Below are 20,628 nucleotides of genomic sequence, written 5' to 3'. Positions count from 1 at the left end.
GGTCCTTTTTTTTCGATCGAGATCGCCATGACCATGACCGAACAGCTGAATGCATTGGGCTCAATCCTGGCTCAAGGCAGTTTGCACAGCCTGTTCCAACCGATCATCTGCCTGTCCGAACGGCGCATCCTCGGCTATGAAGCCCTCAGCCGCGGCCCGTCCAACAGTCCGCTGCACTCCCCCGTCGCATTGTTCTCGGTGGCCGGCCAGGCGGGGCGCCTCAGCGAATTGGAAATGGCCTGCCGCGAAAGCGCGTGCCGGCGCTTCAGCGAACAGAAGCTGCCGGGCATGCTGTTCCTCAATGTCTCGCCGGAATCCCTGATGGAGACCGCGCACCAGCCGGGGCGCACCCTGCAATTGCTGCGCGACTATGGCATTGCGCCAAGCCAGGTGGTGATCGAGCTCACCGAGCAGACCCCCACCGACGATTTCGACCTGTTGCAAACCGCGTTGCATCACTACCGCAACATGGGTTTTTCGATTGCCCTGGATGACCTCGGCGCCGGCTATTCCAGCCTGCGCTTGTGGTCGGAACTGCGCCCGGATTACGTGAAGATCGACCGGCACTTTATCGATGGCATTCACCAGGATGCGCTCAAGCGCGAGTTTGTCGGCTCGATCCTGCAAATCGCCAAGGCTTCGCGCGCCCAGGTGATTGCCGAAGGTATCGAGTTGCCGGAAGAGCTGGCGGTGTTGACCGAGATGGGCGTGGACCTGGTGCAAGGCTACTTGCTCTGTCGTCCCCAGGAACATCCGCCGCAGGAAGCGCGCCTGATGCTGCCCAAGCCCGACAGTGCCAACGTGGCCCTGAACGACGAAGGCAGCGACCTCAGTGCCCTGCTCAACGAACAACCGGCGGTGGACCAGGACACCGCCACCGCCCAGGTCCTGGAAGCGTTCCGCCGCCAGGCCAACCTCAACTCGCTGGCGGTGCTGGACGGGCGCGGCCACCCCGTGGGCATCGTCCACCGGCATTCGCTGTCGGACGCGCTGCTCAAGCCATTCGCCACCGACCTGTTTGCGCGCAAACCCATCAGCCGCTTGATGAGCAATGACTTCCTCGCGGTGGAATTGAGCCAGTCGCTGCAACAAGTCAGCCGCCTGCTGACCAGCCGCGCACGGCAGCGTATCGAAGAAGATTTCATCATCACCCTCAATGGCGATTACCTGGGCCTGGGGCGGGTGATCGACGTACTCAAGCTGATCACCGAACTGAAAATCCAGCAGGCGCGCTACGCCAACCCGCTGACCTTGCTACCCGGCAACGTGCCGATCCAGCAATGCCTGACGCGGCTGCTGCAACAGCAGCGCGAATCGGTGATTTGCTACGTGGATATCGACAGCTTCAAGCCGTTCAACGATATCTACGGCTACGGGCGTGGGGATGAGGTGTTGCTGTGCCTGGCGCAGTGCCTGAACGATCGGGTCGATCCCAGCCGCGACTTTGTCGGGCATATCGGTGGCGATGATTTCTTGCTTGTATTGGGGCCGCAGGATTGGCGCAAGCGCCTCAATCAACTGCTGGATGACTTCCACACCCAATGCCGGCGTTTCTACCGCGCCGAGCACCTTGACGCCGGCTGCTTCGTGGCACTGAACCGCCAGGGCGTACGCCAGGAGTTTGCGTTGCTGTCGCTGTCTATCGGCGTCGTGCATTTGTATCCACAGGCCTGTGGACAACTCGATGCCAGCCAGTTGGCAGAGTTGGCGTCGCAGGCCAAGCACCATGCCAAGGACGTGGCCGGCTACAGCATCCACGTGATCGACAGCATGGACGCAGTGCCGCAGGTCTAGGCCTCGGCCGATTCCGGGTACTCGTACTCGAACACCCGCACCACTTCCGACGCGTGCCAAGACGCGGCGGCCACGCCGTCGGACGGCCCGCTGAAGCGCCCCAGGCGCTCCACGCATTCAAAGAAGCCAGTACGCGGCAGGCGGCTGGCGCCCTGGCTGATCACCAGGGAACTGCGCAGCGGCTGCTCGGCCTTGGCGTCCAGTGCCGCCAGGTGTTCCAGCGCGGCAGCCAGGGTTTGCATGGCCGGTGTGGGGAACTGCAAACGCTCCAGCAACGCGCGGTACGTCAGCAGATGGCGCTGGCGGCGCGCCTGGTCCAGTTCGTTGAGTAACCCATCCCAGTGTTGACGGCTGATACGTAGGCTCAAGATTCATCCCTCCAACCTGCAACGCCCAATTCCCAGGCCAGGCTGCGGCGGATCGCGGCATCCGGCTGGCGTTCACCACTTTCGATCAATCCAAGGTACGACGGGCTGATGCCCACGGTGCGGGCCAGCGTCTCAATCGCCAGGCCCTTGGCTTCGCGCAAGCCGCGCAGGTCTGCGAGCGGGCGCAAGTCCTGGGCCGGTGCGGCTTGGGCAGGAGAAACAGAAGGAGGTGTTGCGGGTTGTTGCTGACCGGCAGCTTTTAGCAGCGCCTGGTACTGGTCCCATGGCAACACCGCGTACTCGGGTGCGCCATCGCGCGAAATTATCTGAATATCCATGACTGCCCCGTAGGATAACTGCACTTACTTAGTAAGCTCTTTCCTTAGGAGTGTAATCCTAACAGTCACAAAGGTCGTAGGGGGATATAACCGTCATTGGTTTTTTTGCGGGTTTTCCCTGGCCAGCAGCGCAGGCGTCGCAGGTAGCCGCTCAACCACCGCGAGCTTTTCCGGGCGTTGCGCCTCACGCCAGACGCGAAAGGCGCTCAGTTCGCCGTCCAGGGTCTTCATGACCCATGCCAGCACGGCAATGTCGTCGAGCATGCCGAACATCGGGATAAAGTCCGGGATCGCATCGATCGGGCTGAGAAAATACATCAACCCCGCCACTACCGAGATCAGCGCCTTCGGGCTGATGGCCCGGTATTCGCCGCGCCAGTAGGCCAGGCATAGGGCCTGGAGCAACTTGAGATCATCCTTGAGCTTGCCCAGGCGATTGCCCTGGCTCGAGCCCTTGGCGGCAACCGCGAAGAGCAGCGTAGGCAAACGCCCACGGCCCAGCAGACGTGCCGCCATGGGCAAGAAGCGGGTGAAATTGAAGGGTGGTTTCATAGGTCACTCCAGTTCCAGGCGAACAGAAATGTTATCCACACAAATTGTGGATAACCTTGTGAACAGAGCCTGTTTTGCAGGCTGAAAGCCACGGATTACAAGGCTTACAGTCAGATCGGGCATTTTTTGCGCACATAAAAAAAACCCAATATTTCATTGACTTGGTGTTGCTGTGCGGCTACCCACACCGGCACGTTATATCAGACTGTTGCCTGCTACAGACGTTCGCTCGGATCTGTGGGATCAATATGCACCTCCCAGAAACAACAACGCCCCGTCGAGACGGGGCGTTGTGTGTTCAGGCGCCGATTACTTCTTGGCGGCTGGTGCAGCAGGTGCCTCAGGGGCTTCAGCCTTGGCTGGGTCCTTGATGGCCAGCAGTTCCAGGTCGAATACCAGCACGGAGTTGGCTGGAATCGCCGGGCTCGGGCTCTGCTCGCCGTAGGCCAGGTCGGACGGAATGTACAACTCGACCTTCTCGCCTACGTGCATCAGTTGCAGGCCTTCGACCCAACCCGGGATCACACCGCTGACCGGCAGGTCAATCGGGCTACCGCGGTCCACGGAGCTGTCAAAGGTGGTGCCGTTGGTGAGCTTGCCGGTGTAGTGAACAGTCACCACGTCAGTCGGCTTAGGCTGTGCGCCGTCGGCTTTCTTGGTGATCTTGTACTGCAGACCGGTAGCGGTGGTGACGACGCCGTCTTTCTTGGCGTTGTCTTCGAGGAACTTCTTGCCGGCGGCTGCCGACTCTTGGCTCATCTTGGTCATGCGTTCTTCAGCACGCTTTTGCAGTGCGGCAAACGCTTCAACCAGTTCGTCGTCTTTGAGCTTCTGCTCTTTCTTGCCGACGGCGTCTTCGATGCCTTGGGCTACTGCTTTGGAGTCCAGGTCATCCATGCCTTCTTGGGCCAGGCTCTTGCCCATGTTCAGGCCGATGCCGTAGGAAGCTTTCTGCGCCGGGGTTTTCAGCTCTACGCTGGTCTGCGAATCACAACCCGCAAGTACCAGGCTAACCAGGGCCACCGCCGCCGCCAACCGATGCTGTTTCATGCTATTTCCTTGTTCATGCGCCTAAAGGGCATTCGAATAAAGTCGCGAGCTTATCAGGCGGCCACGACCAATGGCTACCGGCATGTGAGCCACAAACTTTCGATAAGTTCACGTGTTTAAAAGCATTTTCATTCATGATGAGGGCCCGCGAAGGATCGCGGGACCGCCTGTTCCGGGCTCATGGCCACTTGCCGCACCTGTGGCGTAGTGGCATAACAACGCGACAACTCGACAAGGATAGTTATCTTGCGCATTTTTTCCCGTGTTTTACTGCTGATTCTCGCGGCACTGGGGCTGGTCCTGGCCGTGGTGCTCTATTACATCGTCAACCCCAAGCTGCCGGACTATGTGGCCGTGCAGCAGGTGCACTATGGCGATCAATGGAGTGCTGCCGACCGCCAGACCTATTACTTCACGCCCCAAGGCACCCAGGTCAAAGGCCTGCACTACGACTGGTTCACCGCCCTCGAACTGCCGTTTTCCGAGCAGCGTTTCGCCACGCCCGAGTACCTGGCGCGCTTCGGCTTCCTGGTGGACCCCAAGCAAGTCGCCACCGCGCAAAACCCCGGCAACCTGCCGGTGGGTTTCGCCCGTCACCAGAACGCCGGCAACAGTGCCGAATACCTGGACATAACCTGCGCCGCCTGCCACACCGGCGAGCTGCATTTCAAAGGCCAGGCCCTGCGCATCGACGGCGGTTCGGCCCAGCATGTGCTGCCGTCCAGCGTACCGACCCTGCGCGGTGGCAGCTTCGGCCAAGCCCTGGTCGCCAGCCTCACCGCAACCTATTACAACCCGTGGAAATTCGAGCGTTTCGCCCGCCAGGTATTGGGCGATCGCTACGACGCCGAGCACAGCCAACTGCGCCAGGACTTCAAGCAGTCGCTGAACACCTTCCTCAAAGTCGCCTGGAACGACACCCACCGCGGCCTCTACCCTACCCAGGAAGGCCCCGGCCGGACCGACGCGTTCGGCCGCATCGCCAATGCCAGCTTCGGCGACGCGATTTCCCCGGATAACTATCGCATCGCCAACGCACCAGTGGACTACCCACAGTTGTGGGATATCTGGACCTTCGACTGGGTGCAATGGAACGGTTCAGCCCAGCAACCCATGGCGCGCAATATCGGCGAAGCCCTCGGCGTCGGAGCGACCCTGAGCTTTTTCGACAGCGCCGGCCAACCCCTGCAAGGCGATGCGCGCTACCCGTCCAGCGTGCGCGTGCGTGACCTCAACCTGATCGAAGAAACCCTGCAACGCCTCAAGCCTCCGATCTGGCCCGAAGAACTGTTCGGCGCGGTAGACAAAACCCTCGCCGCCCAAGGCCGCGCACTCTTCGCCGAAAACTGCGCCGGCTGCCACGTCCCCAGCGTCACCCAGGAAAACGGCCGTCCGGTGCAGCAACTGAAAATGCTCCCGGTGGACTACATCGGCACCGACCCCGGCACCGCCAACAACATCGCCAACCAACGCTACGACCTCAGCGCCCTGCAATGGGACCCGGCCGAACTGGCCCAGCTGAATGTGCAACTGCACCCGACGCCGAGCGAACCCCTGGACCTGAAAAAAATGTCCGTGGCCAAGGGCCTGGCCTACGTCACCGCATTCGTCGAAGAGCATGCCTACCGCGCCGCCGGCGTCACTCCGGCCGAGCGTCCGCGCCTGGACGGCTACGGCCTGCCCATCGGCGTGCGCGAGTTGCGCGCCTACAAGGCACGGCCACTGGCCGGTGTGTGGGCCACACCGCCGTTCCTGCACAACGGCTCGGTGCCGACGATCTACCAATTGCTGTCGCCCCAGGACGAACGCAGTACCACCTTCTATAAAGGCACCTTCGACTACGATCCGCGCCACCTCGGCTTCCAGACCGGCGCGTTCAAGAATGCGTTCCTGTTCGATACCAAAATCACCGGCAACCACAACAGCGGCCACGAATTCCGTGCCGGCCAGCGTGGCAATGGCGTCATCGGCCGTGGCTTGCTGCCGCAGGAACGTTGGGCGTTGCTGGAATACCTCAAAGTGCTAGGCGGCCCGCTGGAGCAACAACTGCCATGATGATTCGATCCCCCTACGACCGCCCTTCCCTGCTCGCGCGCCTGTGGCTGCGCATCGGCGCGTTTCTCGGCAAAACACTCCTCTGGCTGGTGGGCCTCGGCCTGCTCGGCTGGCTCGGCGCCACCGCCTGGTACGCCTGGCAACACAGTGGCCCGGTATCGCCGGATGAGCAGATTCCGGCAGGCGAAGCCGCGATGACCCAAGGCATCATCCAGACCGCGGTGCGCATCGTTGACCAGCACCGTGAAGGCACGCGCTACCTGCGCGATGCCCACGCCAAGGCCCATGGCTGTGTGAAGGCAGAAGTCAGCGTGCTCGCGGACCTCGACCCGGCGCTGCGCCAAGGCGTGTTCGCCGAACCGGGCAAGACCTGGCAGGCGACGATGCGCTTGTCCAACGGCAACGCCTACCCGCAGTTCGACAGCATCCGCGATGCGCGCGGCATGGCCCTCAAGCTGCTGGATGTGCCGGGCAAACAACTGCTGGCCGACCAGCAAAACCGCAGCGAACAAGATTTTGTGATGTTCAGCCACCCCAACTTTTTTGTCAGTGACGTGGCGGAATACGCGCAGAACATCGGCGCCCAGGCGGATGGCAAAAAGGTCCTGGCGTTTTTCCCCAAGGTCGACCCGCGCAGCTGGCAGGTGCGTCACCTGTTTATCGCCCTGGCCACCCTGGCGCCGGCTCCGGCCAGCCCGACACAGACCACGTACTTTTCCGTCTCGCCCTACAAGTTCGGCGCGGCGAATGCCAAGTTCCGCGTCGCACCCGATGCGCAGAACTGCCCGCAATACGTGCTGCCGAAACAGAACCAGGACCTGCCGAACTTCCTGCGCAGCGCGTTGAATCAGCAGTTGTCCACCGACCGCGTCGCAGCCTGTTTTGTGTTGCAGATCCAGCGGCAGAACCCGCAGAAATTCATGCCGATCGAAGACACCAGCATCGAGTGGAAAGAGAGCGACGCGCCCTACGAAACCGTGGCGAAAATCCGCATACCGGCGCAGGATTTCGACACCCCCGAGCAGAACCTGGCGTGTGACAACCAGTCCTTCAACCCGTGGTTCGGCGTTGCGCAGCACCGCCCCATCGGCGGTATCAACCGGTTGCGCAAAGCGGTGTACGAGGCCGTCAGCGATTACCGCCACAGCCGCAACGCGCCTTAGCTTGAGGGAAACAGGCGCTCGGCAATAAAGTCCACGAACACGCGGATTTTCGGCGACAGGTGACGGCTGGACGGCCACAACGCCCAGAACTGTCCCTGATCGCTGCACTGCTCATCCAGCACGCTGTGCAGGCGCCCCTGGGCCAAGGCCTCGCGGGCGAGAAAGTCCGGGACAAAGGCAATGCCGTGCCCATCGACGGCGGCCATGAGCATGGCTTCCATGTTGTTCAGGGTCATCGCCGTGGGCAGGCGTAGCCCGGTGAATGCGGGGTCGGCGGCCAGGGTCCAGTCCATGATTTTGCCGGTGGTGGCAAACCGATAACGCAGGCACGCGTGGTGCTCCAGGTCTTGCACCGCCAGCGGCCGGCCATGGCGCTGGAAATATTCCGGCGACGCACACAGCAGAAACCTGAACGGCCCGAGCCGACGCGCCATCAACTTCGAATCCGCCAGGCCACCGCTGCGGATCGCCACATCGATGCCCTCCTCGATCACATCCACCAGCAGGTCGTTGAAATCCAGCTCCAGCTCAACCTCCGGGTAGGCGCTGCGGAACGCCGCCATGTGCGGCATGAGGAAGCGATAGCCAATGGTGGGCAAACTCACCCGCAACTTGCCACGGGGTTGCTGGACCACATGGGAGAGCATGGCCTGCGCATCCTGCAAGTCGTCGAGGATTTTGCGACAGCGCTCGTAAAACAATTGCCCTTCTGCCGTCAGGCTGACTTTGCGCGTGCTGCGCTGCAGCAACCGCACATTCAGCGACGCTTCCAGCTTGGCGACGTTTTTACCGACTGCCGACGCGGAAATCCCCAGGCTCCGCGCGGCCGCAACAAAACTGAGGGCCTCTGCCGTTTTGACGAAGGAAATTACACCACCCAGGCTGTCCATTGATCCATTACGTCCTTTTTGTCCGCTATCAGTGGAAGGTAAGCCTGTTTATCTACGATTGCATCCTGAATAGATTATTCAGGACTTCAACTGGACGATAAAGGACGGATGCCATGCACCCCCAGCGCTACACCATCCTCGCGGCGATTTGCCTGGCCGCATTGGTCTTGCCGATGAGTTTTACCGGCGGCGCCGTGGCCACGCCGTTCATTGGCCGGGCCTTTGCCGCCACGCCCACTGAACTGGCGTGGATCACCAATGCGTTCATGCTCAGTTTCGGCAGCCTGCTGATGGCCGCAGGCACCCTCGCCGACCGCTATGGACGCAAGCGCTTGTTCATTGGCGGCATGGGCTTGTTTGCCGCAGTCTCCCTGCTGCTGGCGGTGGCGCCCAGTGTGTTGTGGCTGGATGTGCTGCGCGGCGCCCAAGGCATCGCCGCCGCTGCCGCCTTGGCCGGTGGGACGGCCGCGCTGGCGCAGGAGTTCGACGGCCATGCGCGCACCCGGGCGTTCAGCCTGTTGGGCACCACGTTTGGCGTAGGCCTTGCTTTCGGCCCATTGCTGTCGGGTGTGCTGATCGAGTGGATGGGCTGGCGCGGGATCTTTCTGTTCACCGCGCTGCTGGCGCTGGTGTCCCTGGTGTTTGCCGTGCCGAACCTGCGGGAAAGCCGTAACCCCCACGCGCAGCACCTGGACACACCCGGTGTACTGGCGTTCTCGGGTCTCTTGATTGCCTTCACCAGTGCCGTGATTCTCGCCCCAGGGCACGGCTGGAACGCGCCCTTGATCCAAACGCTGCTCGGCGGGTCGGTGGTGCTCGCCGGGGTGTTTGCCTGGGTAGAAACACGCGCCAAACAGCCGATGCTGGAGCTGCGGCTGTTGCGTTTTCCGCGCTTCGTCGGCGTGCAGATCCTGCCAATCGGCACCTGCTACTGCTTTATCGTGTTGGTGGTGTTGCTGCCGATCCGCTTTATCGGCGTCGAGGGCCTGAGTGCCTTCGACGCAGGACTGCGCATGCTCGCCCTGTCGGCGCCCATGCTGCTGGTGCCGATGCTGGCGGCGTCGTTGACCCGCTGGGTGTCGGCCGGGCGCCTGTGTACCGTAGGATTTTTGATCGCCGCCGCTGGGCTTTTTCGGTTAAGTACCCTTCCCGCCGACGCGCACACCCAGCTTATCGCCGCCCTGCTGCTGATCGGCCTGGGCACGGCGGTGCCGTGGGGCTTGATGGACGGCCTGTCGATCAGCGTGGTGCCCAAGGAACAAGCGGGCATGGCGGCGGGGATTTTCAACACCACCCGCGTGGCCGGCGAAGGCGTGGCACTGGCGATTACCGTGGCGGTGTTGAGCGCGCTGGTGGCGCATCACTTGGGGCTCAACAGCAGCCTGGCGCCGGAAGACCTGTCACGGTTGGCACAACATCTGGTTATGGGTGACCTGCAACAGACGGGACAAATTCCCATAGCGAAACTGCGCGCTGCCTACACCGCCGGGTTCAATACCTTGTTGCAAGTGCTGGCGGTGTTCACCGCGCTGACGGCAGTGATCGTCTATCTCTTCCTCGGGCGCCAACAGCCTGAACGGCGTAAAGACTGCGTAACAATGAACCCGGCGCCGTAAGGATTGCGTCGGATCTATTGAGGCGTTTTCGCCGCACCTCTACGGTGAATACCTACTCCATCACGTAGGAATTCACCGTGGAAAGTTCAACCCTCGGCATGCTCGTACTGACCCTGATCGCCGTCTTCGGCACCGCCGCCTTTTGCTTCGAGCACCTGGCCACGCGCCAGCCGCGCAAGAAGAAAGCCAAGTAGCCGTCAGGCCTTGGTATCAGGCGCCGGTTCGCTGATCACCAACTCCTCGGGGATCTCATCCACCCGTGGGTCCAGCACCGCGCCCATTGGGTGTTCAGGCATGGCCACGTGATGCAACGGCGCGCCTTCGACCAGGTATTCGCCGGTGACTTTTTTCGGCTGCACCCGCCAGATCAACAGCAGCGCGCAGGCCGAAAACAGCATGTAGAACGCGCCGTGGCCGTAGCTGTTCATCAACGCGCCACTGAGCATCGGCCCCAGGCTGGCACCGATGCCGTGGGTGGCGAGCATCATCGCGCTCAATGGCACACGTCGCGGTTGTTCGACGTTGTCATTGGCCAGCGCCACCGCCAGCGGGTAGAGGGTGAACAGCAGCAAGCCGCTGAGAAAACCGAACACCAGCAGCAGTGCGTAGGGCAGTTGCACCAGGCCCCACAGCGGAATCACTACCAAGCCCAAGGCCAGGGCGCACGCACGAATCAAGCGCGAGCGATCAATGCGGTCCGACAGCCAGCCGATGGGCCACTGGCCGCACAGCCCGGCAAAAATCGACACTGCGACAAAGGTACTGGCCTCGGCGGTGCTCAAGCCGTTGCGCGTGGCGAACACCGGGGCCAGCGCATAAAACGCGCCGACCATCAGGCCGGTGACAAACACCGTGGTCAGCGCCTGGGGCACCCGTCGCCAGAAAAACCCCACTTCCAGCGGCGCCGCCACCAGCTTGGCCGGGTGCAGGCGCTTGGTCATGGTCACCGGCAACAGGCACGCGGCAAAGCAGATCGCGACGATGATCAGCGGCTTGAAGTCCAGCTCCGGGCGCCAGATCAACACGCCCTGCCCCAGCATCAGGCCCAGCGACACCGCCACCATGTACCCGGCGAATACCGCGCCGCGCTGGTTGTTTTCCGCCTGCTCGTTGAGCCAGCTTTCGATGACCATGTACTGGTTCATCATCACCAGGCCCATCACAAACCGCAGCGCCAGCCAGAACTCCAGTTGCTCGAACAGCACATGCAGCAACACGATGATGGTGGCGACGCCGGCGCAGGCCACATACGAACGCACATGCCCGACCCCGGCAATCATGCGGTGGCCGAACTTGGCGCCACACACCATGCCGCCGTAATACGCCGCCGTCAGCGCACCGATCCAGACCTCGTTGATGCCCTCGCTGCTCAGGCGCAGGCCGATAAAGCTAAAAAACAGACCGTTGCCGGTGAGCATCAAAATGGTCGCGCTGTACAGCGCGGGAAAGGTCAGGAATGTCAGGTTCATGAGGGCTCAGGGGGATTGTTCAAGCGGCTGGCATGGGCCAGCAGCCATTGGCGAAAACTGCGCGCCGCCGAGGGCGGGTTGCGGTGATGGGGTTGCATCAGGTGCAGGCGGCCACGGCTGTGCATGGTGTGGGGCAAGGCCATTTGCAGGCGCCCCGCGTCCAGTTCGCCGGCGAGCAGGCTCTTCCAGCCGAGGGCCACGCCGTGGCCCATCACCGCCGACTGCATCAACAGTTGATAGCTGTTGGTGCGCAACGCATGGCGCGGGGTGTGATAGTGAGCGTCGGCGTCGGCGCACCAGTCGGTCCAGGTCAGCCAGTCGTGGTAGTGGTCTTCGACGATCAGCAACGTGTGGGCGTGCAGCAGGTGTTGCACGTCGTGAATCGGGCCGTGGCGCTCGATATAAGCCGGGCTGCACACGGTGATGACCTGTTCGTTGTCGAATACCGGCGACAGCTCCAGGCCGTGGGGCGCCGGCAGCTCGTCGAGGTGGTAGAACAGGCCCAGGTCATATTCGCTGACATCCAGGTGGTTGGGGCTTTCGCTGCACAGGATGCGGATGTCCAGGTCCGGGTGTTCGCGCTGGAAGTCCGGCAGCAAGCCGGCCAGCCAGATCGAGCTGATGGTCGGCGTGCTGGCCAGGGTCAACTGGCGGTCGGCACCGCGCCGGCGCAACTCGGCGGATTCACGGTCGAGTTCGCGCAGCAGGCGCTGGATCGTACGGAAATAGCGCACCCCGGCCGGCGTGAGGCTAAGGCCCTGGGCCAAGCGATAAAACAAGGGGCGAGCGAGGTCTTCTTCCAGGCGTTTGACCTGGCGGCTGACCGCGCTTTGGGTCAGGTTCAGTTCATGGGCGGCCTGGGTAAAGCTCAAATGCCGGGCGGCCGCTTCGAAGGTCTGCAAGCAATTGAGCGGAGGAAGATCGACGTTTCGGCGCGACATGAAGGATTCCAATGGCAGAGACAGGCCCTTGACGCCAGTCAGCCAGCAAAAAAGTAACCCGTGGCGAGGGAGCTTGCTCCCGTTGGACTGCGCAGCAGTCCCAGCTATTTAGCTAAAAAGCGGGGCCGCTTCGCGACCCAGCGGGAGCAAGCTCCCTCGCCACAGGTACAGCGTTCGTTCTTGACTGACTGGCATTGGGGATCACGTGGGCAAACATCCTGCCAGTTGCCCACTCACAGCGCGACCCTGGCCACGCGTTTGCTCCACTGGCGGCGGTGTTCCAACTGGCCATTTTCCCAGGCGGTCTGCTCGGCTTCGACGTAGAACCACTCGGCATCGGCGCTCACGCTCAGGCGGCTTTCCACCTCAACGGCCCATTCATCGCGACCCACCCGGTAGTGCCACTCGATATCGGCGCGGGTGGACAACGGGTCCCAGGGCAAGGTGCGGTATTGCTCGGTGCAACGCTGGTCCACCGCCAGGCCGTGGTCGGTAAAACGCACCGCACCCAGGTCGTCTTCGATCTTCACGCAGACCTCGCCACTGCCCACGTCTTCGATCAGGGTGCGCTTCGGCGCGGCGGCGCGCAGCACTTCCAGGTTGGCCGGCGGAGCGGCTTGCGGCGCTTCGAACGGGCACGCCACCGCTTCGCCGGTAAACACTGGCAGTTGCAGGCTTTGCAGGCCGGGCAACAAGGTCAGGGTGGTCAGTTCGCGACTCGGCCACAGCAACGGGAAACTCGCGGTACTCAGGGCCAGGCGCAAACGGTAGCCGGCCGGGATGCGCATGCCGATGTGGTCGAGGTTTAACTGCACGTCCATCGGTGCACCGGGGACTACGGGCGATACGTAGGAAAAGCCCTCACGAAGCGTGAGATTGAGCACGGCATAACTGACCTGCGTGACTTGCCCGTCCGGTGCGATGGCGTTCAGACGTGCGACCAGCTGCCCACAATCGGTGTCACTGGCCAGGCGCAATGTGAGGCGCGCATCGCCGAGCAACGCGAGGGGTTCGCTCAGCGGCTGGGAGTCGAAACACAGCGAATTCGCATCATCACGGCGCTGATCAGTAGGGCCGTCGGGGCCAAACCAGATGGCGCAGTACTCGCCCTGGTGCAGGCCGGTGGTCAACGGCGAGCAGACGCTGCTCGCGGCGGCCAAGGGTGCTGCGCCGGGGTTGAGACCGCCAGCACTCAGGCTGAAATCGGTCCACTGCACCTGCGCATCAGGCCAGCCCGCCGTCTGCACCCAGATGCCTGGTCGCTCGGCGTAACTGCCCTGGGGCGGCAGAAGATCCTGTAGGTAAAAGGTGCAGGCTGCGTCATCCATCACCCCATTATCGATGCCCTTCAGCCAGTGATCCCACCAGCGTTTGGCCTCTTGCAGGAAGCCGATGGCCGGATTCGGCACGGCGAAGTGTGGGTATTTGTGAATCCACGGGCCGATCATGGCTTTCTTCGGCCCCGGCAGGTTTTGCATCAAGCGCGATACCGTGTTGCGGTACGCATCACCCCAACCGCCCACCGCATACACCGCCGCCTTGATCTGCGAATAGTCCTCGCACACCGAGCCGTGGCGCCAATAGTCATCGCGGGTCTGGTGTTGCAGCCAGGTTTCGGCAAGCAGCGGCATGGCGTCCAGGCGTTGCTGCCAGAGGGTTTTCCATTCATCGCCGACCAGCAGTGGGTCGGGCACGGCGGCACTGAAGTTGAGCATGGTCGCGGCCCAGCCGAAGTTCTCCATCAGCAGGTTGCCGCCCTTGTAATGGATGTCGTCGGCGAAGCGGTCATCGGTGGAGCACAGGGTGATGATCGCCTTCAGCGCCTCGGGCTGGCGCGCCGCGACTTGCAGGCCGTTGAAGCCGCCCCAGGAGATGCCCATCATGCCGACGTTGCCGTCGCACCACGGCTGCTGGCACAGCCATTCAATCACTTCGAGGGCGTCGTCCTGTTCCTGCAACAGGTATTCGTCGGCCATCAACCCTTGGGATTCGCCGTTGCCGCGCATGTCGACACGCACGCACACATAGCCTTGCCCGGCCATCCACGGGTGGGTCAGCGCATCGCGTACAGCGGTGCCGTCGCGCTTGCGGTACGGCAGGTATTCGAGGATCGCCGGGAAGGTTTGCAGGCCGGCGACTTCCGGCAGCCAGATGCGCGCGGCCAGTTGGGTGCCGTCCTTCAGGGGGATCAGGCAGTGTTCGATTTCACGGACCTTGTAGGCAAATTCGGTAACGATTTCCATCGGTAACTCCAAACTTTTATTGCAAACAAACGGCTCCCCCGCGCTCTCTGGGGAGCGCGTGAGGAGACACACAGGTTTCAGGATTTAGCGGGCGAACTCGGCGACGGGGGTGGCGCCGCGCGGCTCGGGATCGGTGGCCGGCTTGAGGTTTTTCACATCGAGCAGCGCCGGGTTTTTCAGCCAGAAGATCAGCGAGGTACTGGCCAGCAGCACCAGGATCATCCCCGGCAAACCGCCGAGATTGGAGAGCATCTTCACCCCGTCGATGCCGATAAACGACACCATCACCCACGACACCGTACCGATGATCACGCCCCAGACAATCTTCAGCATCGGGTTGCCGTCGAGGTCGGAGTCGGCGGTCACGCCCTTGCTGCACAGGTTGGCAATCACGTCGGTGCTGGAGTCCGCCGCAGTAACAAACGAGATGAAGGCGACGAACAGCAGGAACGCGATCATCAACCCACTGGCCGGCAGTTGCTGGAACATCTGGTACAGCACGTGCTCCACGCCCTGCTCGTTGAGCACGCGGTTGAGGCTGCCGTCGCCGAGCGCATCGAAGTACAGGCTGGTGCCGGAGAAGATGCAGATCCACACCGCCGTGAACAGCGCCGGGAACAGCATGTTGATATGGATGAATTCACGCACGGTGTAGCCACGGCCGATCTTGCCGAGGAACAGCGCACTCACCGGCGCCCAGGCAAACCACACCGACCAGTAGAACACCGTCCAGCTCTGCGGCCAGGTGTCGCCACTGGCGGCGCCGGTGAACAGGCTGCGGCTGAAGAAGGTGTCGAGGTACACGCCGAGGGATTCGACGCCGAGGCTGAACATGTACAGGGTTGGCCCGCACAGCAGCACGAACAAACCGAGGGCGAGCATGATCCAGGTGTTGAACGAGGACAGCATCACGATGCCTTTTTGCAGGCCGCTGGCGGCCGAGGCGACGAAGGTGATGACGATAATTGCGATGATGATCGCCAAACGGAACGGCGTGGTTTCGCCGCCGATGTATTGGCTCAGGCCGCCGGCCAGGGTCAGTGCGCCCGTGCCCAGGGACGAGGCCATGCCGGCGACCAGGGCGAACATCGCCAAGGTATCGATCAGCCCGGCGTAGCGCTTGACCCGCGCCGCGCCCAGCAAGGGTTCGAGCATCGCGCCAATCGAGAAGTTGCTGCGGCGGTTGTAGAACACCAGCGCAAATACCAGGGACGGCACCAGGTAGATGGCGTACGGGGTGATGGTCCAGTGCAGGAACATCGTCGACATCGCAAAGCTTTTCGCCGCCGAGCTGCCCGCTTCAATCGGCAGGCTGGTGGGCGGGCCGTACAGGTGGTAGAGCGGTTCGGCGGTGGTCCAGAACAACACACCGACCGCCAGCGTGGTGCATAGCGCCACCATGAACCAGCGCCATTTGCTCAGCAACGGCTGGGCGTCTTCACCGCCGATGCGCACTTTGCCCAGTGCCGAGAAGTACACGATCGCAGTCAGCACCACCATGGCAAACGAGCCGGCGCTGAACAACCAGGAGAAGTTTTTCAGAATCAGGTTATTGAGCTGTTTGCTGACCGCAAGGAACGCATTCAGGTCGATGTAGCTGGCGATCACCGCCGCCAGCAGAATCAGGAAAGTTGGCCAGAACACCAACGGACGTAGTGGATATTTCATGGAGTGCCGTTCCCCTTGCAGACTATTTTTATTGCCTTGAAAGGCCATTGTTAGAGAGCGGGCACCGCAGCGTCCTGCTGCCGGTAGCTCGCCTGGAAGTCTTCGCGTGGCTATAGATAACCGTTTAAGCGGCAGGGGGCGCAATCGACCAATGGGCATGGGGGTATTCCGCCACGTCATGACGCACCAGCACAGTTCACGGGGTGTAGGCAGTGCACAACGGCAAGGCGTACGCGGGCAAACATTCAGGGGAGAGCCTTGCGAGCAAGGCGTAGCCACCGATAGAATGAGATGAATTCTCACTTGCATTACTTTGGTCAACAACACGCCCCATGCCCCTTCCAACCAGTCCTTACCAGAATATCGGCGACCTCTATCGCGACCATCGCGGCTGGTTGGTGGGTTGGTTGCGCCAGCGCCTGGGCAACAGCGCCGACGCGGCGGACTTGACGCAAGATACCTTCATCCGCCTGCTGGGCGCCAAGCCACGTACCCTCGACAGCCCGCGCGCCTACCTGGCCACCGTCGCCAATCGCTTGCTGATCAGTCTGTATCGTCGGCGTTCGTTGGAGCAGGCGTGGCTGGAAACCCTGGCCCACCTGCCCGAGCAGAACACCCCCTCGCTGGAGAGCCAGGCGCTGATTCTCGAAGCGCTGCATGAGGTCGATCAGGTGCTTTCGTGCCTGCCGGCCAGGACGCGCCAGGCTTTTCTGATGGCTCAACTTGAGGGTTACAGCCAAGAGGAAATCGCCAGCCACCTGGGTATCCATGTGCGCTCGGTGCAACGCCATCTGGCGCGCGCCTATGAGGAATGCATCATCCTGGCCACGACCCCCGCGTGAGTACCCAGCCGATTGACCGGCGCATTGCGCGCCAGGCTGCCCGCTGGTTCGTGCGCCTGCAAGGCAACGCCAGCCCACATGATCGGGAAGCCTGCGAACACTGGCGCGCCAGCCATGCCGACCACGAGCGCGCCTGGCAATTGGCCGCAGGGTTCCACGCACGCTTCGACGCGATCCCCGCGGATATCGGCCTGCCCGCGCTGGGCCGCCCGGCAAACCTTGACCGGCGCCACACCCTCAAACTGTTGACCAGCCTGATCATCGCTGCGCCGCTGGGCACACTCGCCTACCAGGCACTGCCCTGGCGGGAGTGGAGCGCGGACCAACGTACAGTGGCCGGCGAACGTCGCGAATGCGTGCTGCCGGACGGCACCCGGGTGATGCTCAACACCGCCAGCGCCATGGACATCCGCTTCGACAGCCAGCAGCGCCTGCTGCGCCTGTACGCCGGCGAGATTCTGGTCAGCACCGCCGCCGACCCGCTCAACCGCCCACTCGTAGTGGAAACCGCCGAAGGCCGTTTGCGCCCGGTTGGCACGCGTTTCGACGTGCGCCAGCTCGACGGCAAAACCCGTATCGCGGTGCTGGAGGGAGCCGTGCAGGTCTATCCCGCTCACGCCAAGGATTTCCTGCGCCTGGACGCGGGCCAGCAGACCGAGTTCAGTCGCACCCTGATTGCGCCCGTGACCACGCTGCAACGCAGCAGCAGCGATTGGACCCAAGGCGTACTGCGCGCGGAAAAAATGCGCCTGGCCGACTTTGCCCTTGAGCTTGGCCGCTATCGCCCCGGCCTGCTGCGCTGCGATCCGGCGGTGGCAGACTGGCGCATCTCCGGCACGTTTCAGTTACACGACACCGACCTGGCACTGGCCGCCCTTGCCCGCACCCTGCCGGTAGACATCCGCACCCGCAGCCGCTACTGGGTGACCATCGCCGCCCGGGAAAGCTGAATTTCCCGCGTGTGTCGTGTTTTTCAGCCGCCATGCGTCCTCCTCGTAAAACAGCCAACACTCTTCGACGGGGAACACTCAATGCGGCAACCACAGCGGTACGTCCTACCCTTCCACTCCTTGGCCCTGGCAATACGCGGGGCGACCTTGGGCCTGCTGGTTGCAGGCTCGGTGGTGGCCAGCCCACCCCTGCTGGCCGAACCTATCGGCCAGCAGCACGTGCGCCATTACACGATTCCCGCCGGTGCCTTGAGCACGGCACTGGCCGAGTTCGCCAGCCAGGCCGGCATCACCCTGCCAATCGACCCGGCACTGGTGGAAGGCAAGCGCAGTACCGGGCTCAATGCCAACACCGGCATCGATGAGGGATTGCGCAGCCTGCTGCGTGGTAGCGGGCTAAATGCGGTTGCGTCCGGGGACGGCTCCTACACCCTGTATCCATTGGGAGATGGGTCAAGCATTGAGCTGGGTGCCACCAGCATCACCGGCCAACAACTGGGCCAGACCACCGAGAACTCCGGCTCCTACACCACCGGCAGCACCAGTACGGCGACCAAATTGCCCATGTCCCTGCGCGAGACTCCCCAGTCGGTGACCGTCATCACCCGCCAACACATGAATGACCAGGGCTTGGGTTCCATCGCCGAAGTCCTCGGGCAAACACCTGGCGTGACGGTGATGCACGACGACAGTGAGCGTTATAACTTCTACTCCCGCGGTTTTGCCCTGGACAGCTTTCAGTACGACGGTGTGCCGACGTCAGATTTCACCACCAATACCAACGGCCTCGGCGTGCGCGACATGGCCATCTACGACCGCGTCGAAGTGGTACGCGGCGCGACGGGGTTGATGAGTGGCGTCGGCAGCCCGGCCGGGGTGGTCAACCTGGTCCGCAAGCGTGCGACCAAAGACTTCCAGGGCTATGTCTCTGGCAGTGGCGGCACCTGGGATCGCTACCGCACGGAAATGGACCTGTCCGGGCCGTTGTCCGAAAACGGCGCGCTGCGTGGGCGCGTGGTGGCCGCCCATCAGGACAACCATTCATTCATTGATTACTACGCGCAGAAAAAGGACGTGTTCTACGCCATCGGCGAGGCCGATATCACGCCGGACACCACGCTGTACGCCGGCATCGACTATCAGAAAATCGACGCCGACGGCTCCAGTTTTGGCCAGCTGCCGCTGTACAACGCCGATGGCAACCGCACCAACTTCAAACGCTCGACCAACCCGGCGGCCAAATGGACCTATGCCGACAGCCAAAGCAGCAAATACTTCGCCGGCATCGAGCAGCGCTTCGACAATGACTGGCTGCTACGCGTAGAAGCCAGCCACTGGAAAGGCACCACCGACCAGTTGCAAGGCAACATCGTCGGCTGGGGGCCGTTCCCCGACGAGACGACCCACATCGCGGAACTGCAGCGCAGCCGCGTGACCTACACGATCAACGCCGACTCCGTGGATGCCTATGCGACGGGGCCTTTTTCGCTGCTGGGGCGTACCCATGAGTTGGTGGTGGGCTTGAATGCGAGTAACCGCCGCTCGGACTATCAGTCACTGGACGGTGGCAGCCTCAACGTGAACTACGAGACCTGGGGCAACAACCCGCCTCAGCCGGATGCGTTCACCTTCCAACAGAGCCAGGGCTACAAGATCAAGGAGTCCGGTGGGTACGCGGCATTGCGCCTGAACCCGCTGGACGACTGGCATGTCATCCTCGGCAGCCGGGTCGTCAACTATGAGCGTGAAGGCACCCTGACCTACGGTTGGAAGCCCAATGATCCGTCGGACGACAGCGCCAAGAAAACCGGCAAGCTGGTGCCTTATGCAGGCATCGTCTACGACCTCAATGACATCCACTCGCTCTACGTTAGCTACACCGACATCTTCACGCCGCAGTCGTTGTTCGACAAAAACGACAAGGCGCTGGAACCGCTGACGGGGCAAAGCTATGAAGCGGGCCTGAAGTCGGAATTTTTCGACGGTGCGCTCAACACCAGTTTCGCCGTGTTCACCATCAAGCAGGACAACCTGGGGGTGGACGACGGCGTTCGCACGGGAGGCCTTACGGCCTATAAGGCCGTGAGTGGCACCACCACCAAGGGTTTTGAAATGCAGCTGTCCGGCCAACTGACACCGGGTTGGCAGATGCTTGCCGGCTTCACCTACGCCCAGCCCCGGGACAAGGACGGCAACCGCATCAACACCAACCTGCCGGAGCGCCAGTTCAAACTGTCCACGGCCTACAAGCTCGAAGGTGCCCTGCGTGACCTGACGGTGGGCGGCAATGTGACGTGGCAGAGTTCGACCTATTCCGCCATCACCTACCCGATGGATGCGCGCGCCGACGAAGGCAGTTTCGCCGTGGTGGGGTTGATGGCGCGCTATGACGTGAGCAAGAACCTCAGCGCGTCGCTGAACCTGAACAACCTCTTCGACCGCGAGTATTACGCCGGCTACGGTCTGTATAGCAGCGCATTCTACGGTGACCCGCGCAATATGACGGTGGGCCTCAAGTACCAGTTCTGAACCTGATACGTCGTGGCGAGGGAGCTTGCTCCCGCTGGAGTGCGTAGCGCTCCCAAGCTTTTGGGGCCGCTTCGCGGCCCAGCGGGAGCAAGCTCCCTCGCCACAACAAGCCTGCTCCTACAAAAATCGCAGACAAAAAAAAGCCCGCTCAATGAGCGGG

16 protein-coding genes are annotated in these 20,628 nt (G+C 62.4%); 7 read left to right on the top strand and 9 right to left on the bottom strand.

What is annotated here, in order from left to right; translation table 11 throughout:
• Nucleotides 1-27 precede the first annotated feature (27 nt).
• Nucleotides 28-1,794, top strand: a complete 1,767-nt coding sequence (locus tag ACU688_RS11845; RefSeq protein WP_448184812.1) for a bifunctional diguanylate cyclase/phosphodiesterase — start codon at nt 28-30, stop codon at nt 1,792-1,794.
• Here the strand turns inward: ACU688_RS11845 and ACU688_RS11840 are convergent.
• The 4 genes from ACU688_RS11840 to bamJ all read right to left on the bottom strand — a co-directional run bounded on the left by ACU688_RS11840 (nt 1,791) and on the right by bamJ (nt 4,102).
• Nucleotides 1,791-2,162 (bottom strand): hypothetical protein, encoded by a 372-nt coding sequence (locus tag ACU688_RS11840; protein WP_005786715.1) that lies wholly within the window; start codon nt 2,160-2,162, stop codon nt 1,791-1,793. The genes ACU688_RS11845 and ACU688_RS11840 overlap by 4 nt on opposite strands.
• Nucleotides 2,159-2,500 carry a helix-turn-helix domain-containing protein gene (locus ACU688_RS11835; protein ID WP_448184811.1) on the bottom strand — a complete coding sequence of 114 codons (342 nt, stop codon included), beginning with the start codon at nt 2,498-2,500 and terminating at the stop codon, nt 2,159-2,161. The genes ACU688_RS11840 and ACU688_RS11835 overlap by 4 nt, the downstream gene beginning before the upstream one ends.
• A gap of 93 nt (nt 2,501-2,593) precedes the next feature.
• Nucleotides 2,594-3,052, bottom strand: coding sequence for a YkvA family protein (locus tag ACU688_RS11830; protein ID WP_448184810.1), 459 nt, complete (start codon nt 3,050-3,052; stop codon nt 2,594-2,596).
• Between the two features lie 309 nt (nt 3,053-3,361).
• The gene (gene bamJ / locus ACU688_RS11825; RefSeq protein WP_257781788.1) at nt 3,362-4,102 is read right to left on the bottom strand and encodes a BamJ family beta-barrel-assembly machinery protein; all 741 of its coding nucleotides are present in this window, start codon (nt 4,100-4,102) and stop codon (nt 3,362-3,364) included.
• Nucleotides 4,103-4,348: 246 nt separating this feature from the next.
• Between bamJ and ACU688_RS11820 the strand changes: the two genes are divergently transcribed.
• Both ACU688_RS11820 and ACU688_RS11815 read left to right on the top strand, forming a co-directional pair.
• A complete protein-coding gene (locus ACU688_RS11820; protein ID WP_448184809.1) occupies nt 4,349-6,157 on the top strand; it encodes a di-heme-cytochrome C peroxidase in 1,809 nt (602 codons plus the stop codon).
• The gene (locus tag ACU688_RS11815; RefSeq protein ID WP_448184808.1) at nt 6,154-7,320 is read left to right on the top strand and encodes a catalase family protein; all 1,167 of its coding nucleotides are present in this window, start codon (nt 6,154-6,156) and stop codon (nt 7,318-7,320) included. Before ACU688_RS11820 ends, ACU688_RS11815 begins: the two co-directional genes overlap by 4 nt.
• Here ACU688_RS11815 and ACU688_RS11810 read toward each other — a convergent pair.
• A complete protein-coding gene (locus ACU688_RS11810; protein ID WP_448184807.1) occupies nt 7,317-8,210 on the bottom strand; it encodes a LysR family transcriptional regulator in 894 nt (297 codons plus the stop codon). The genes ACU688_RS11815 and ACU688_RS11810 overlap by 4 nt on opposite strands.
• A 113-nt stretch (nt 8,211-8,323) precedes the next feature.
• Here ACU688_RS11810 and ACU688_RS11805 point away from each other — a divergent pair, with 113 nt between their 5' ends.
• Nucleotides 8,324-9,826: an MFS transporter gene (locus ACU688_RS11805; protein WP_448184806.1), complete on the top strand. Its 1,503-nt coding sequence runs from the start codon at nt 8,324-8,326 to the stop codon at nt 9,824-9,826.
• 197 nt (nt 9,827-10,023) lie between these two features.
• Here the strand turns inward: ACU688_RS11805 and ACU688_RS11800 are convergent, their stop codons facing one another.
• From ACU688_RS11800 to ACU688_RS11785, 4 genes are all read right to left on the bottom strand, one after another.
• Entirely contained in the window at nt 10,024-11,295 is a 1,272-nt protein-coding gene (locus tag ACU688_RS11800; protein ID WP_448184805.1) for an MFS transporter, read from the bottom strand.
• Nucleotides 11,292-12,236, bottom strand: a complete 945-nt coding sequence (locus tag ACU688_RS11795) for a LysR substrate-binding domain-containing protein (RefSeq protein WP_448184804.1) — start codon at nt 12,234-12,236, stop codon at nt 11,292-11,294. The genes ACU688_RS11800 and ACU688_RS11795 overlap by 4 nt, the downstream gene beginning before the upstream one ends.
• 233 nt (nt 12,237-12,469) lie before the next feature.
• Nucleotides 12,470-14,479, bottom strand: coding sequence for a CocE/NonD family hydrolase (locus ACU688_RS11790; protein WP_448184803.1), 2,010 nt, complete (start codon nt 14,477-14,479; stop codon nt 12,470-12,472).
• Nucleotides 14,480-14,563: 84 nt separating this feature from the next.
• Nucleotides 14,564-16,147: a BCCT family transporter gene (locus ACU688_RS11785; protein WP_448184802.1), complete on the bottom strand. Its 1,584-nt coding sequence runs from the start codon at nt 16,145-16,147 to the stop codon at nt 14,564-14,566.
• Between the two features lie 332 nt (nt 16,148-16,479).
• On the opposite strand from ACU688_RS11785, the gene ACU688_RS11780 reads away from it, so the two are divergent.
• The 3 genes from ACU688_RS11780 to ACU688_RS11770 all read left to right on the top strand — a co-directional run bounded on the left by ACU688_RS11780 (nt 16,480) and on the right by ACU688_RS11770 (nt 20,468).
• Complete coding sequence (locus ACU688_RS11780; protein ID WP_207041541.1) at nt 16,480-16,989, top strand: sigma-70 family RNA polymerase sigma factor; 510 nt, start codon at nt 16,480-16,482, stop codon at nt 16,987-16,989.
• Nucleotides 16,986-17,939 (top strand): FecR domain-containing protein, encoded by a 954-nt coding sequence (locus ACU688_RS11775; RefSeq protein WP_448184801.1) that lies wholly within the window; start codon nt 16,986-16,988, stop codon nt 17,937-17,939. Before ACU688_RS11780 ends, ACU688_RS11775 begins: the two co-directional genes overlap by 4 nt.
• Before the next feature lie 81 nt (nt 17,940-18,020).
• Entirely contained in the window at nt 18,021-20,468 is a 2,448-nt protein-coding gene (locus tag ACU688_RS11770) for a TonB-dependent siderophore receptor (RefSeq protein ID WP_448184800.1), read from the top strand.
• Nucleotides 20,469-20,628: the final 160 nt, after the last annotated feature.

This window comes from Pseudomonas acericola (SeqCode), from assembly GCF_053456465.1.
The sequence above is the reverse complement of the archived record's forward strand: the minus strand, read 5'-3'. Positions and strand labels throughout refer to the sequence as shown.